Source organism: Micromonospora sp. AP08 (assembly GCF_008085935.1).
GTDB lineage: Bacteria > Actinomycetota > Actinomycetes > Mycobacteriales > Micromonosporaceae > Micromonospora > Micromonospora chersina.
The window spans coordinates 59,250-72,102 of record NZ_VSEZ01000023.1; the positions used below are offsets into that span (position 1 = coordinate 59,250).

At 73.6% G+C, this 12,853-nt stretch carries 16 protein-coding genes and 1 tRNA gene; 10 read left to right on the forward strand and 7 right to left on the reverse strand.

Annotation, left to right across the window (positions count from 1 at the left end; translation table 11 throughout):
* Window positions 1-13: 13 nt before the first annotated feature.
* From FXF50_RS27005 to FXF50_RS27020, 4 genes are all read left to right on the forward strand, one after another.
* Window positions 14-535 carry a helix-turn-helix transcriptional regulator gene (locus FXF50_RS27005; RefSeq protein ID WP_187399839.1) on the forward strand — a complete coding sequence of 174 codons (522 nt, stop codon included), beginning with the start codon at window positions 14-16 and terminating at the stop codon, window positions 533-535.
* 53 nt (window positions 536-588) lie between these two features.
* Entirely contained in the window at window positions 589-1,203 is a 615-nt protein-coding gene (locus tag FXF50_RS27010; RefSeq protein WP_148431746.1) for a hypothetical protein, read from the forward strand.
* Between the two features lie 32 nt (window positions 1,204-1,235).
* Window positions 1,236-1,730, forward strand: a complete 495-nt coding sequence (locus FXF50_RS27015; protein ID WP_187399844.1) for a hypothetical protein — start codon at window positions 1,236-1,238, stop codon at window positions 1,728-1,730.
* 83 nt (window positions 1,731-1,813) lie between these two features.
* The gene (locus FXF50_RS27020; RefSeq protein WP_222866111.1) at window positions 1,814-2,353 is read left to right on the forward strand and encodes a hypothetical protein; all 540 of its coding nucleotides are present in this window, start codon (window positions 1,814-1,816) and stop codon (window positions 2,351-2,353) included.
* Window positions 2,354-2,462: 109 nt separating this feature from the next.
* On the opposite strand, the gene FXF50_RS27025 is transcribed toward FXF50_RS27020, so the two are convergent.
* Window positions 2,463-2,549 (reverse strand) — tRNA-Ser (locus FXF50_RS27025).
* A gap of 75 nt (window positions 2,550-2,624) precedes the next feature.
* On the opposite strand from FXF50_RS27025, the gene deoD reads away from it, so the two are divergent.
* The 3 genes from deoD (at window position 2,625) to FXF50_RS27040 (ending at window position 4,522) form a co-directional block, all read left to right on the forward strand.
* Complete coding sequence (gene deoD, locus FXF50_RS27030; protein WP_148431748.1) at window positions 2,625-3,332, forward strand: purine-nucleoside phosphorylase; 708 nt, start codon at window positions 2,625-2,627, stop codon at window positions 3,330-3,332.
* A gap of 111 nt (window positions 3,333-3,443) precedes the next feature.
* On the forward strand, window positions 3,444-4,082 hold the full coding sequence (locus FXF50_RS27035) for a TetR/AcrR family transcriptional regulator (protein ID WP_148431749.1): 639 nt from the start codon (window positions 3,444-3,446) through the stop codon (window positions 4,080-4,082).
* On the forward strand, window positions 4,079-4,522 hold the full coding sequence (locus FXF50_RS27040) for a thioesterase family protein (protein ID WP_148431750.1): 444 nt from the start codon (window positions 4,079-4,081) through the stop codon (window positions 4,520-4,522). Before FXF50_RS27035 ends, FXF50_RS27040 begins: the two co-directional genes overlap by 4 nt.
* Before the next feature lie 9 nt (window positions 4,523-4,531).
* Here FXF50_RS27040 and FXF50_RS27045 read toward each other — a convergent pair whose 3' ends face one another.
* The 4 genes from FXF50_RS27045 to FXF50_RS27055 all read right to left on the reverse strand — a co-directional run bounded on the left by FXF50_RS27045 (window position 4,532) and on the right by FXF50_RS27055 (window position 6,347).
* Window positions 4,532-4,981: a nucleoside deaminase gene (locus tag FXF50_RS27045; protein WP_187399845.1), complete on the reverse strand. Its 450-nt coding sequence runs from the start codon at window positions 4,979-4,981 to the stop codon at window positions 4,532-4,534.
* Between the two features lie 178 nt (window positions 4,982-5,159).
* Window positions 5,160-5,687 (reverse strand): tRNA adenosine deaminase-associated protein, encoded by a 528-nt coding sequence (locus FXF50_RS27050; RefSeq protein ID WP_148431752.1) that lies wholly within the window; start codon window positions 5,685-5,687, stop codon window positions 5,160-5,162.
* A gap of 120 nt (window positions 5,688-5,807) precedes the next feature.
* Window positions 5,808-5,978 (reverse strand): hypothetical protein, encoded by a 171-nt coding sequence (locus tag FXF50_RS29480; protein ID WP_167544573.1) that lies wholly within the window; start codon window positions 5,976-5,978, stop codon window positions 5,808-5,810.
* Between the two features lie 72 nt (window positions 5,979-6,050).
* The gene (locus FXF50_RS27055) at window positions 6,051-6,347 is read right to left on the reverse strand and encodes a hypothetical protein (RefSeq protein ID WP_148431762.1); all 297 of its coding nucleotides are present in this window, start codon (window positions 6,345-6,347) and stop codon (window positions 6,051-6,053) included.
* A gap of 209 nt (window positions 6,348-6,556) precedes the next feature.
* Between FXF50_RS27055 and FXF50_RS27060 the strand changes: the two genes are divergently transcribed.
* Together FXF50_RS27060 and FXF50_RS27065 are read left to right on the forward strand one after the other, a co-directional pair.
* Window positions 6,557-7,318 carry a M23 family metallopeptidase gene (locus FXF50_RS27060; protein ID WP_148431753.1) on the forward strand — a complete coding sequence of 254 codons (762 nt, stop codon included), beginning with the start codon at window positions 6,557-6,559 and terminating at the stop codon, window positions 7,316-7,318.
* Between the two features lie 69 nt (window positions 7,319-7,387).
* The gene (locus FXF50_RS27065) at window positions 7,388-8,458 is read left to right on the forward strand and encodes a PHP domain-containing protein (protein WP_148431754.1); all 1,071 of its coding nucleotides are present in this window, start codon (window positions 7,388-7,390) and stop codon (window positions 8,456-8,458) included.
* 58 nt (window positions 8,459-8,516) lie between these two features.
* Here FXF50_RS27065 and FXF50_RS27070 read toward each other — a convergent pair whose 3' ends face one another.
* Window positions 8,517-9,488 (reverse strand): DMT family transporter, encoded by a 972-nt coding sequence (locus FXF50_RS27070; protein WP_187399840.1) that lies wholly within the window; start codon window positions 9,486-9,488, stop codon window positions 8,517-8,519.
* Between the two features lie 152 nt (window positions 9,489-9,640).
* Here FXF50_RS27070 and FXF50_RS27075 point away from each other — a divergent pair, with 152 nt between their 5' ends.
* On the forward strand, window positions 9,641-11,311 hold the full coding sequence (locus FXF50_RS27075; RefSeq protein WP_148431756.1) for a DUF885 domain-containing protein: 1,671 nt from the start codon (window positions 9,641-9,643) through the stop codon (window positions 11,309-11,311).
* A gap of 67 nt (window positions 11,312-11,378) precedes the next feature.
* Here the strand turns inward: FXF50_RS27075 and FXF50_RS27080 are convergent.
* Window positions 11,379-12,853: DUF6114 domain-containing protein (locus tag FXF50_RS27080; protein WP_255510210.1), on the reverse strand; the 1,475-nt coding region annotated here is incomplete at its 5' end.

Genomic DNA, 12,853 nt, shown 5'->3' on the forward strand with positions numbered 1-12,853 from the left:
TTCAATGGCGGCCGTGAGCACCACCGACCCGCGCCTGCGCGCGCTGGCCCATCCGGTACGTCTGCGCATGCTCTCGCTGCTGTGGAGCGCGCCGCTCTCCGCCGCCGCGCTCGCCCGGGAGCTGGCCATCTCCCACGCCCTGGCCAGCCAGCACCTGCGCCGCCTGGACGCCGCCGGCCTGGTCGAACTGGCCGACGTGCGCGCCCGGCGGGGCGGCCGGGAACGCCGCTACCGGGCGGTACGCGGACCGTGGCTCACCGAGCAGCAGGAGGGGCAGCCGCTGCTCGCCGAGTCGCTCGCCCGCAACCTGCTCGACCGGGTGGCCCACCGCGCCCCGGGGACGGCCGGCGTCACCACCGACGCGGAGCTGTGGGTCTCCCCCGACGCCTGGGAGGCGGCACGCGGGCGGCTGCAAGCGATCATGACCGAGCTGCACGACGCCGCCCAGCCGCCGCACGCGCCCGGTACGGTCCGGGTGGGCGCCACCCTCATGGCCTTCGAGATGACCGACCCGCCGCCGGCCGCCGAGGACTGACCGGCCGTCGTACACATGTTCCATCCACAGCCTGTGGACGCCGAGGGGATCGGATGAGTTACCAGCTCAGCGCGGTGGTCGCCGACGTCGAGCTGCTCCGCGAGCAGACCGCCGGCCTGGACCACGCGGTGCTCGCCGCGCTCCGCCAGGACTTCGCGCTGCTGCCGGTCACCCCGCAGCTCGTCGAGGAGCTGACCGGCCGGCTGCCCGACTTCGCCACCGGGGAGCCCTCGGCGGAGCAGCCGTTCCAGCTCGTCCTCGCACCCGCCCTGGACGAACTGCTGGGCCGCTGGTCCCGGGAGGGGCCGGTGGCGTACCTGGAGGCGGAGTTCGCCGGCGGGCTGGGCCACCAGGCCGCGGCGGTCTGGCTGGGCGGCGAGCCGAGCTGGGGGCCCTGCTTCGACGACCGGCTGGACCGGCCGCGCGTCGAGTGGCCGATCAACGCGGCGCTCGCCCGGCTCGGGGCCGAGCCGGGGCCGTGGATCGACCCGTTCGCCGAGCTGGGCCTGCACCTGGAGCGCGACACGGCCGGTTGGCTGGCGCACGGTCGGCGCGGACTCTCCGCGGACTACTGGGACGAGCTGGCCGAGGAGTGGGAGCTGCGGCAATCCGAGCAGCACCAGCAACCTCCTCGCCCCGGTCCCGTTGGGGACTGGGGGATTGCATGAGATTGCGACAATTCGGATTCATCGCCGCGCTGATGACGGCCGCCTCGATCGCCGGCAGCGGCGTCCGTCCACAGGGGCCGGACGTGCCGGCCCGGCCCGTCGGCGCCGCCGAGGTGGTCAGCCTCGACGGGCTCGGCAACGCCGAGTTCGGCGCCACCGAGGAGGACCTGACCCGGCGCGGCGTGCTGCGCACCGACGAGGACGCGTGCGGGCCCACGCTGGCCGGCCACGGCTCGGTGAGCCCGATCTTCGTCGACGACCGGCTCGTCCTGCTCTGGCTCGACGACCCGATGAGCACACCCGAGGGGATCACCGTCGGCACGCCGGTCGACGCGGTGCACGCCGCGTACCCGTCGGTGGTCGACCTCGACGCTCCACAGGAGATGCACCGGTTCGACGGGCTGCTCGCCCGCAGCGGCGACCGCGCGTACCTCTTCCTGCACGACGGCAGCACGGTCCGGAAGATCATCGCCGGGTACGCGGACTGGGCCCGCCGCCTCTTCGACGAGGGCTACGGCCCCTGCTGACCGGAACTAACGATGCATCTATGCCTGAATCCTCCGGATTGCCGGAGCTTCCCCGCACGCTGGCGGCGACGGCGGCGCTGTCCGTGGCCACCCGCTACTGCTCGCCCGGGCTGCTCAACCACTCCATCCGGTCGTACGCGTGGGGAGTGACGTACGTCGGCGCACACCGCATTGCCTTCGACGACGAGCGGTACTACGTCTCGGCACTCCTGCACGACACCGGGCTCACCGAGCCGTTCGACAGTCACTCGCTCCCGTTCGAGGAGGCCGGCGGGCATCTCGCGTGGGTGTTCGGAGTCGCCGCCGGCTGGCCCGAGGCCCGCGCGGCCCGCGCGGAACACATCATCGTCACCCACATGCGCGCCGACGTGTCCGCCGAGGACGCCGAGTCCCACCTGCTCCAGGTCGCGACGTCCCGGGACGTGGCAGGACGGCGCGACCTGAAGAATTTCCCGAGGCCAGTTGGAGGAGCGTGCTCGACCGGTATCCCCGGCTCGACTTCGCCACGGAGTTTCCTGGGCTGGTTCGAGGACCAGGCGGAACGCAAGCCGTCCAGCGCGGCGGCGCGATCGATCGAGTCCGGCGGACGCCTCCGGATCTGCGCGCATCCGCTGGACGTCTGAGTCGTCCCAGCTCTGCAGGAGCCAGGGAGGCGTGGCCGCGGGGCACGTCGGAAAGCGGAACGCCCGGTCGATCCTCACGGATCGACCGGGCGTTCGCGCATCTCACGAGCGGTGGCGGCGGGATTTGAACCCGCGGAGGGCGTAAACCCTCACACGCTTTCGAGGCGTGCTCCTTAGGCCACTCGGACACGCCACCGCCGAGTAGGCTACAGGACCCCGGGTCTGGACGCCGAACCGGTATCCCCCGGCCCGGCCTGGCAGGATCTTTGCCATGAGTACGCACATCGGCGCTGAGCCGGGAGAGATCGCCGAGCGGGTCCTGATGCCGGGCGACCCGCTGCGGGCCAAGTGGATCGCGGAGACCTACCTCGAGGACGCCCGCTGCTACACGACGGTTCGCGGCATGCTGGGCTTCACCGGCCGCTGGAACGGCGTCGAGGTCTCCGTCCAGGGGTCCGGCATGGGCATGCCGTCCGCCTCCATCTACGCCCACGAGCTGATCAACGAGTACGGCGTGAAGACGCTGATCCGGGTCGGTTCCTGCGGCGCCCTGACCGAGGACCTCCAGCTGCGGGACGTGGTGGCGGCGATCGGCTCGTCCACCGACTCGAACATGAACCGGATGCGGTTCGACGGGCTGATCGACTACGCCCCGGTGGCCGACTTCGGGCTGCTGCGTACCGCGGTGGAGGTGGCCGAGCGGCGCGGCATCACCATGCGGGTCGGCCCGATCCTGGCGGCGGACGCCTTCTACACCGACCGGCCGGACCTCTACGACACGCTGGCCGACTACGGCGTGCTCGCGGTGGAGATGGAGTCGGCGGCGCTCTACACGATCGCGGCCCGCTTCAAGGCCCGCGCGCTGACCGTGCTGACCGTCAGCGACCACATCAAGACCGGCGAGAAGACCACGTCGCAGGAGCGCGAGCAGACCTTCGGCCAGATGGTCGAGATCGCCCTGGACACCGCCATCGCCTGACCGATCCGATTCCGCGACCGCCCCGTCACCGCCCGGTGGCGGGGCGGTCGCGTTAGCGGGGTCACATAAAAGAATACGACCGGTCGTTCTTATTTCCGTTAGGCTGCCCGCATGACCTCCGACGGCCGCGTCGCCCGCGGCGACCGCACCCGCACCGCGGTGCTGGACACCGCCGTGGCGCTGGCCACCGAGGTCGGCCTGGACGGGCTCTCCCTCGCCCAGCTCGCCGACCGCCTCGGGGTCAGCAAGTCCGGCCTCTTCGCGCACTGGCGCTCCAAGGAGGCGCTCCAACTCGCCACCGTCGACCGGGCCGTGGCCCAGTGGGAGGAGCGGATCGCCGCCCCGGCCCTGCGCGCCCCCCGGGGCGTCCGCCGGCTGCGCGCGCTGCACGAGGCCCGGATCGAGTTCTACGCCGCCCGGGTGCTGCCCGGCGGCTGCTTCTTCGCCAACACCGAGTTCGAGTACAACGCCCGCCCCGGCCCGGTCCGGGACCGGCTCGCCGAGGCGTTCGGCCGGTGGACCGCGTTCCTCGAACGCCTCGTCCAGGAGGCCGTCGACCTCGGTGAACTCCCCGCCGACCTGGACGTGCCGCTGCTGGCGTACGAGATCGACGCGCTGGGGATCAGCGCGGCCATGCGGTCCCGGATGCTCGACCCGGACGCCACCTACCGGCACGCCCGCCAGGGCCTGCTGAACCGGCTGCGGGCGCTCTGCCCGGATCCGACCCTGCTACCGGAAGGCCAGCCATGAGCCAGCAGTTCGGGCACGTCGAGCACGTCCCCGTGCACTTCGACGACCTCGACGCCATGGGCATCCTGCACAACGCCCGCTACGCGGTGCTGCTGGAACGCGCCCTGACCCCCTACTGGGCCGAACGCGGCGTCGCCTACAGCGGCGACCTGCGGAGCGCCCCCGACGTGTTCCACGCGGTCCGCGAGTTCACCATCACCTACCGGGCCCCCGTCACCGGGGTCGGCCCCGTGGCGGTGCACTTCTGGCTGGAGCACTTCGGCACGAGCAGCGCCCGCTACGCCTTCGAGTTCCGCTCCATGGACGGCAGCGTCCTGCACGCCGACGGCACCCGGTCGATCGTCCGGCTGGACCCGGCCACCCTGCGCCCCACCGCCTGGACCGAGGCCGGCCGCGCCGTCGCCGAGACCCTGCTGCGTCCCGCCCCGCAACCCGCCTGACCGGGCGGGTCAGCGGAAGAAGGCGCGCAGCAGCGCGACGCTCTCCGCCTCCCGCACCCCGCCGTACACCTCGGGGCGGTGGGTGAGGCGGCGGTCGCGCAGCACGTCCCACAGCGAGCCGACGGCGCCGGTCTTCGGCTCCCAGGCGCCGAAGACCACCGTCGAGATCCGGGCCAGCGCGATCGCCCCCGCGCACATCGTGCACGGCTCCAGGGTCACCACGAGGGTGCAGCCCTCCAGCCGCCAGCGGCCCAGCCGCTCGGCGGCCCGGCGCAGCGCCAGCACCTCGGCGTGCGCGGTCGGGTCTCCGCTCAGCTCCCGCTCGTTGCGGCCGATGGCCAGCTCGGCGCCGTCCGGGCCGTAGACGACCGCGCCGACCGGGACGTCCTCGATCGCGTCGGCGCCGTCCGCCGGCACGCTGTCCGGGCCGGTCACCGCGACCTCCAGGGCCCGGCTCATCCACAGCTCGTGCCGCTGCCGGCGGCCCACGCCGCCCACGTCGGCCAGCCCCTCGTCGGCGCCGGGACCGACCCGGGCCGGCCGGCCCGGGGTGGGCTGCCCCGGGCGTACGGTCTCCAGGGCCGGATCGGTGGCGTCGGCGGGTTCCGCCCCGCCGGTCCACGCCGGGCCGGGCGGTTCAGACCTCACGCAGTTCCTCGACCTCGTCGGCGCAGCCGAGCACCTGGCAGATCTCAGCGGTGACGTCGGCCGGCATCATCCCCTCGGAGCCGCTGAGGGCGAGCAGCTTCGGCGCCGGGATACCCAGGTCGGCGAGGATGTCGGCGTCGCCCACCGGGTCGGCCTCCGGGTCCACGGCCGGCTGCTCGGTCTCCTCGTCGCCACCGGTGGCCGGGCGCGGCTCGTCGGCGTCCTCCAGCCCGGTGACCGAGGTCTTCAGGTCCCCGACCAGCAGCGCACCCAGCCGGGACTCCTCGGCGTACGCCGAGTCGGAGCCGAAGACCCGCAGGTCCTCGCCCTCGTCCAGGCGCAGGATCACGAGGTACGTGTCGTCGGCCTCGACGAAGAGCAGCGAGAGGTCGGCGTCCGGCTCGACGTCGCGCAGCCGGTCGGCCACCTCCTCGATGTCGGTGACGCCCCGCAGGCTCACCTCGTCGGCGGTCCAGGCGCCCTCGACGCGCGCCACGGCAGCAGCGAAGTACGACACGGTCCCCCCAAATTGGCCTCGGCAGCACGCCGACTCGTCACGCGATGCACGTTAACCGGTCGGGTCGGCAGCCGACCGGTCAACGCCCCGAAGGGCCGGCCGTTCCCGGAGAAAGTCGTGTCAGCCGGCGATGCGCCGGCGGGTGGCGATCAGCTCGCGCAGGCGCTCGCTGCGGGCCCGCTGCGGCCGCTCACGCTGCCGCACGGTGCGGGCACCGGCCAACTCGGCGAGGAGCTGCAGGCGGCGGCGGCTCCGCTCGGGGTCGAGCCGCGGCGGGGTGGTCCAGGCCATACCGCGAGCGTGGACCGTCACCGCGCGTACGTCAAGACGGTCTTCACTACGCAGTGAAACCGGCACGCAGGGTCACCAGAGCGGCCAGTCGCCGCTCTGCGCCCAGCGCACCGCGACGATCGCCGCGGCGATGCTCCAGCCACCCGCCGTGACGATCGCGACCCCGGTGGCCACCCCACGGTCACCGTGCCGGACCAGCACCGCGGCGGCCAGCCAGGCCAGCCCGCCGGCGAACAGCGTCCACCACGCGTAGCCGGGGACGTCCCGGCCGAGCAGGCCGAACAGCAGCAGCCAGGCGAAGGCGGTCACCGCGCCGACCGCGACGCCGGCGCCGGTGACCGGGTACGGCTCGCGGTAGCTCGGCCGCATGGGCGCCCCGGACGGGAAGAGCCCCGACGGGGTACGCGGCAGCGGCCGCGCCGGCCCCGCGCCGGCCTCACCGGCACCGCCCTGCCAGCCGTTCGTCACCGCGGCCCCCTTCACGGAACGTAGATGTACCGAGGTCACGCAGAGCGACCGTGCGGTACGCACCTGTCTCAGCGTTCGTCCCCACGGTAGTGGTCTGTCAGGATGGCCGGATGCGCTCGCCATCGATCGGACGCCGCGCGCGTCCGGCGTACCCGGTCCTGCTGCTCGTTGCGGCGCTGGCCGCCGGGTGCGCCCCGGGCGACCGCCCCACCTCGGCGCCGGGCAACTCGTGGCAGGGTCCGAGCACGCAGGCCACCGGGCCGCGGCCGACCGCGCCGGCCGACCCCACGGCGTCGGCCGCCCCGCCTACGCCGTCCCCGTCGCCGACCCGCACCGACCTGCGGCACGTCTTCCCGGTCCGCGCCGGGAACGTCGACTACCACCCGACCCACTCCGCGTACCCGGGGACGGACATCTTCGCCGACTGCGGCGAGCCGGTGGTGGCGGTCACCGACGGGGTGATCCTGGAGGTGAGCCGGGTCGACCAGTTCAGCCGGCGGGGGCCGCTCGGCCCGTACAACGGCGGCCTGTCCGTCTCGCTCCTCGGCGACGACGGGGTCCGCTACTACGGGTCGCACCTGAGCGCGATCGCCACCGGCGTCGACGCCGGGATCCGCGTGCGGGCCGGGCAGCAGCTGGGCAAGGTGGGCCGCACCGGCAACGCCAACAACGTCTGCCACCTGCACTTCGGGCTTTCCCCGAAGTGCACGGGCCACGACGACTGGTGGATCCGGCGCGGCGTGGTCTGGCCGGCGAAGTACCTCGACTCGTGGCGCAAGCGGGGCAACCGCGCGCCGGCCGCCGAGGTGACCGCCTGGCAGCGCAGGCACGGCTGCCCGAAGGCGCCGAGCGACTCCGCCGCGGCCGGCTGACCGCCGTCCACTCCCGACACCCCTGGCGACACCGCGCGGCGGGCCGCGCGGGCGCGTAGGTTGCAGGGCATGACTGCGCGGGACCCCATCGCCGACCTGCGGCGGATCGCGTTCCTGCTGGAGCGGGCGAACGAGGCCACCTACCGGGTCCGGGCGTTCCGGTCGGCGGCCAAGGCGCTCGCCGCCCTGGCGGCCGGCGAGGTGGCCGAGCGGGCTCGCACCGGCAAGCTCACCGAGCTGTCCGGGGTCGGCGACGTCACGGCCCGCTGCGTGGCCGAGTCGCTGGCCGGCGAGGAGCCGGTCTACCTGCGCCGGCTGGTCGCCACCGAGGGCACCGACCTCGACGAGGCCGCGGCGAAGCTGCGGGACGCGCTGCGCGGCGACTGCCACACCCACTCGGACTGGTCCGACGGCGGCTCACCCATCGAGGAGATGGCCCTGGCGGCGGTCGAGCTGGGGCATGAGTACATGGTGCTCACCGACCACTCGCCCCGGCTCACGGTGGCCCGGGGGCTCACCGCGGACCGGCTGCGCAAGCAGCTCGACCACGTGGCCGCGGTGAACGAGGCGCTGCCGAAGGGCTTCCGCATCCTCACCGGCATCGAGGTGGACATCCTCGCCGACGGGTCGCTGGACCAGGACGAGGAGCTGCTGGCCCGGCTCGACGTGGTGGTCGGCTCGGTGCACAGCGGCCTCAACGACGACCGGGCGAAGATGACCCGCCGGATGTTGGCCGTGATCGCCAACCCGCACCTGGACATCCTCGGCCACTGCACCGGGCGGATGGTCTCGTCCCGGCCGGCCGGGGTGACCGGCCCGGGCGACCGGGGGCACCGGGCGCGTACCCGCAAGGAGAGCGACTTCGACGCGGACGCGGTCTTCGCGGCCTGCGCGGAACACGACGTGGCCGTCGAGATCAACTCTCGGCCGGAGCGGCAGGACCCGCCGAAGCGGCTGATCCGCCGCGCCCTGGAGGCCGGCTGCAAGTTCGCCATCAACACCGACGCGCACGCCCCCGGCCAGCTCGACTGGCAGCGCTTCGGTTGCGAGCGGGCCGCGCTCTGCGGCGTGCCGGCGAGCCGGGTGGTCAACACCTGGAAGGCCGACCGCCTGGTGAAGTGGACGGCCGGCCGCGGCTGAGCCGCCGTGGTGGCGGCATCCGGGACCCCGGACCCCGCCACCTCGCCGGTGCCGGCGGTCAGCGCCCGGCCGGCACCGCCGGACGGGTGGCGGCGGCGGGGACGGACGCGGGCCGGCGGCGGCCGAGCATCCCCTGCGCGACGGCCACGCCGAGCAGCACGACCACGGCCCCCACCGGCTGGTGCCAGTTCATCCGTTCGCCGAGCACCACGGCGCCGACCAGCACCGCGAACACCGGGATGAGGTAGGTGACGGTGGAGGCGGTGCTCGCCCCGGCCACCCGGATGTTGCGCAGGTTGATCACGAAGGCCAGGCCGGTGCCGAGCGCACCGAGCGCCAGCACGGAGGCCACCACCTTCGCGGAGAGGCCGGTGGGCACCGGCGGCGCGCCCGCCACCAGCGGCGCGACCAGCGCGAGCTGCGCGGTCGCCACCAGCAACTGGGCCGCCGACAGCGACAGGCCGGAGTACGAACTGCCCGCGATGAACTTCTTCTGGTACGGGATGGCCACCCCGTAGCAGGCCGCCGCCCCGAGGCACATGAGCTGGCCGGTGAAGTGCGACCCGCCCACGCCCTCCCAGACGCCGAGCACCACGAGCACGCCGGCGAAGCCCAGCCCCAGCCCGATCGCCCGCCGCACGGTCAGCCGCTCGGTGCGGAACACCAGCACCGCCAGCGGCAGCACGATCAGCGGCGTGGTGGCGTTCCAGATGCCGGCGAGCATCGACTCCACCCGCTGCTCGCCGAAGCCGAACAGGGTGAACGGCAGCGCCACCCCGAAGGCGGCCACCACCACGAGGTGCGCCCAGACCCGGGGCTCGCGGGGCAGCCGGTCGCGCAGCACGGCCAGCACCACCAGCAGCGTCACGGCGCCGGTGGCCACCCGGTAGAGGGTGAGGTGCAGCGGGTGCAGCTCGGCCACCCCCACCTTGATGAAGAGGAAGCTGGAACCCCAGATCACGCCGAGCGCGAGGAATCCGGGCAGCCAGCTCCGCAGTGGGGCCCGGTCAGGAGTGGTATCCGCTGTCACCCCTGACACTCTGCCGTAGGGGTACGACGAAGTCCCGCGAAAATCGGACGCCGTGTCGACCGCCACAGCCGCTCGACCACGCCGGCCCCTGCTCCCTCGAACGCGGCGAACTTGGTCGACATCGGGGTGGCGCGGTCACGTAGGGTCGCAGCGTGGGACGAATCGATGACCTCGCCAACCGCTACGTGGCCGACTGGGCTCCGCTGAGCCCCACCGGCGCCACCTACGTCGGTATCGCCGGCTACGACGACCAGCTCGACGACCTCTCCCCCGACGGCTACGCGGCCCGCGCCGACCTGACCCGGCGTACCCTCGCCGACCTCGACGTGACCGAGCCGGACACGGAGTTGGAGCGGACCGCCAAGGAGGCGATGCAGGAGCGCCTCGGCCTGGAGCTGGCCCGCTACGAGGCCGGCGAGGCCACCAGCGAGGTCAACGTGATCACCAGCGGGCTGCACGACCTGCGGATGGTGTTCGACCTCATGCCGACCGAGGGCGACGACGCCAAGGCGAACGTGGCCGCCCGGCTCAACGGCTTCCCGGGCGCCCTGGAGGGCTACAAGCGCACGCTGCGCGAGGCGGCGGCGGCCGGCCAGGTCAGCTCGCAGGTGCAGCTCGTCGAGGTCGCCAAGCAGTGCGACATCTGGGTCGACCCGAACGGCGACAACTTCTTCCACGGCCTGGCCGAGCGGCTCGGCGCCGAGGGCGCGCTCGGTGCGGAGCTGCGCAAGGGCGCGGCCGCCGCGACCGCCGCCACCGCCGAGTTCGGGCAGTTCCTCCGCACCGAGCTGGCTCCCCAGGGCCGACTCAAGCAGGCCGCCGGCCGGGAGCGTTACGAGCTGGCCTCGCAGTACTTCCTCGGCGCCCGGGTCGACCTCGACGAGACGTACGCCTGGGGTTTCGCGGAGCTGGCCCGCCTGGAGGGTGAGATGCGGTCGGTGGCCGCCCGGATCGTCGGCCCCGGCGCGAGCATCGACGAGGCCGTGGCCGCTCTCGACGCGGACCCGGCCCGGACCATCCAGGGCAAGGAGGCGTTCCGGGACTGGATGCAGGCGCTCGCCGACAAGGCGATCAGCGAGCTGCACGGCACCCACTTCGACATCCCCGAGCAGGTCCGCCGGATCGAGTGCTGCCTCGCGCCCACCAGCGACGGCGCCATCTACTACACCGGGCCGAGCGAGGACTTCTCCCGGCCGGGCCGGATGTGGTGGGCGGTGCCGCAGGGCATCAGCGACTTCTCCACCTGGCGCGAGGTGACCACGGTCTACCACGAGGGCGTTCCGGGTCACCACCTCCAGGTCGCCCAGACCGCCGTCCGGGCCGACCTGCTCAACCGCTGGCAGCGGCTGCTCTGCTGGGTCTCCGGGCACGGTGAGGGTTGGGCGCTCTACTCCGAGCGGCTCATGGACGAGCTGGGCTACCTGGAGGATCCGGGCGACAAGCTCGGCATGCTCGACGGGCAGGCGTTCCGGGCCGCCCGGGTGATCGTCGACATCGGCATGCACCTGGAGCTGGAGATCCCGGCCGACAACCCGTTCGGCTTCCACCCGGGCGAGCGCTGGACGCCGGAGCTGGGCTGGGAGTTCATGCGGGCGCACTGCCGGGTGCCGGACGAGAACCTGCGCTTCGAGCTGAACCGCTACCTGGGCTGGCCGGGGCAGGCGCCCTCGTACAAGGTGGGCGAGCGGATCTGGCTCCAGGCCCGCGAGGAGGCGAAGGCCCGCAAGGGCGCCGGGTTCGACCTCAAGGAGTTCCACCGCCAGGCCCTCGACCTGGGCTCGCTGGGGCTCGACCCGCTGCGCCGGGCGCTGGCCCGACTCTGAGCGACGACGACGGCCGGGAGTCGGAGGGATGCCTCCGGCTCCCGGCCGTTCGGCTCACCGTCGCGCGTCAGGCCAGGTCGAGTTTCAGCACCGGCCGGGCGGTGAGCGACCGGGAGTTCTCGTACGCCAGGTCGATCACCGGGTCGGTGAAGCTGATCGGGATCGGTGAGGTGATCGGCAGGCCGTCGGGGAACGGCAGGTCCGGGGTGAGCGTGATCTTGATGCCGAGCAGGCGTCCGGCGAAGCGGGTGGCGTAGAAGGAGACGTCGCCCTCGACGGTGAGCCGGTCGGTGACGTACCGCTGGGCCTTGCCCGCCGGGCCGCCGGCGAGGAGCGCGAAGTCCTCCGTCACCGCCTTGTCCATGGTGAACTTCAGGCACTTGAGCGTGCCGTTCCGGGTGGGCAGCTCGACGATCCCCTCGAACCGCAGCCCGGTCATGGTGACCTTCGAGCCGGTCAGCCTGGACGGCTGCTCGGCCACCTTCGGCTGGCCCGGCTCGGGGGCGATCTTCGGCATCACCTCGCCCTCCTCCACCTTGCGGGGCGGGCTCGGCTTCGCCGGGGCACAGGTGGGGGCGGGAGCGGCGGTCGCGGGGGGGGGGGGGGCGGCCGGCGTCCCGACCGTTCCGGCGCTCGGGCTGGGACTCGCCGACGGGGAGGGCGACGCGGCCCGGTCACCGCCGGTGAAGAGATCCCCGATGCCGTCCAGGATGTCCGTGAGGATGTTGCCGTCCGGGCTGGGCTCCGCCGACGGACTCGGGCTGGCCGTCGGGGTGGGGGTGGCGCTGCTGGGCGAGGGGGACGGGGTGGCGGCCCGCACCGGCGGTTTCGCGCAGGTGGCGGGCGCGGCCGCCCGTACCGGCTGCGGGTGGGTGGCCACCAGCGCCGTGGCGGAGAGGCCGAGCACCACCAGCGCCACCGCGAAGTACCGGGAATCGTGGGAGGCGCCGGGCCGCCCGGTCGGCGACGCCTCGTCACGCTGCCGTGGCACGCCCCCGTCGGCCGGCACCGGCTCGGCCGCCGGCGGCTGGTCGTCGGATCCGAGGACGCTCCCCCCGGCCGGCTCGCCGTTAGCGGGACCGGCGGTGGGGTCGCCGGCGGGCCGGGCGGTCGGGGTCCAGGCGAAGGCGAGGGCGCTGCCGATGATGCCGAGCAGCAGGCCGAGGAAGAAGCCGCCGAGGTTGAGCCCCATCAGCGAGTAGATCGTGGTGACCACCGCGACGATCGAGTAGAACACCCGCTGCCCCGGGCTGAACCAGAGCAGCAGCCCGCAGCTGACCAGGATGACCGGGATCAGCAGCGAGTAGAGCCCGGTGGATCCGCTGTGGAAGCTCAAGCCGTTGAGGGTCATCTTGGTGGAGGCGAACATCTCCACCCCGGCCAGCGCGGTGAGCAGGCCGCCCCAGAACGGCCGGGTCCGTCGCCAGCTCTGGAAGCCCCGCCACACCCGGCCGGCACCACCGGCGCGGACGTGTTGCGGATCAGCGTTCGTCACGTACTCCTCCTGGCAGAGCGGAAACGAGGGACGGGAACGGGCCTGCG

Bases quoted from the DNA above. Each gene is read 5' to 3' on its own strand.
- FXF50_RS27010 (WP_148431746.1), top strand. From the start codon at position 589: ATGAGTTACCAGCTCAGCGCGGTGGTCGCCGACGTCGAGCTGCTCCGC.
- FXF50_RS27015 (WP_187399844.1), top strand. From the start codon at position 1,236: ATGACGGCCGCCTCGATCGCCGGCAGCGGCGTCCGTCCACAGGGGCCG.
- deoD (WP_148431748.1), top strand. From the start codon at position 2,625: ATGAGTACGCACATCGGCGCTGAGCCGGGAGAGATCGCCGAGCGGGTC.
- FXF50_RS27035 (WP_148431749.1), top strand. From the start codon at position 3,444: ATGACCTCCGACGGCCGCGTCGCCCGCGGCGACCGCACCCGCACCGCG.
- FXF50_RS27040 (WP_148431750.1), top strand. From the start codon at position 4,079: ATGAGCCAGCAGTTCGGGCACGTCGAGCACGTCCCCGTGCACTTCGAC.
- FXF50_RS27045 (WP_187399845.1), bottom strand. From the start codon at position 4,981: ATGAGCCGGGCCCTGGAGGTCGCGGTGACCGGCCCGGACAGCGTGCCG.
- FXF50_RS29480 (WP_167544573.1), bottom strand. From the start codon at position 5,978: ATGGCCTGGACCACCCCGCCGCGGCTCGACCCCGAGCGGAGCCGCCGC.
- FXF50_RS27055 (WP_148431762.1), bottom strand. From the start codon at position 6,347: ATGCGGCCGAGCTACCGCGAGCCGTACCCGGTCACCGGCGCCGGCGTC.
- FXF50_RS27060 (WP_148431753.1), top strand. From the start codon at position 6,557: ATGCGCTCGCCATCGATCGGACGCCGCGCGCGTCCGGCGTACCCGGTC.
- FXF50_RS27065 (WP_148431754.1), top strand. From the start codon at position 7,388: ATGACTGCGCGGGACCCCATCGCCGACCTGCGGCGGATCGCGTTCCTG.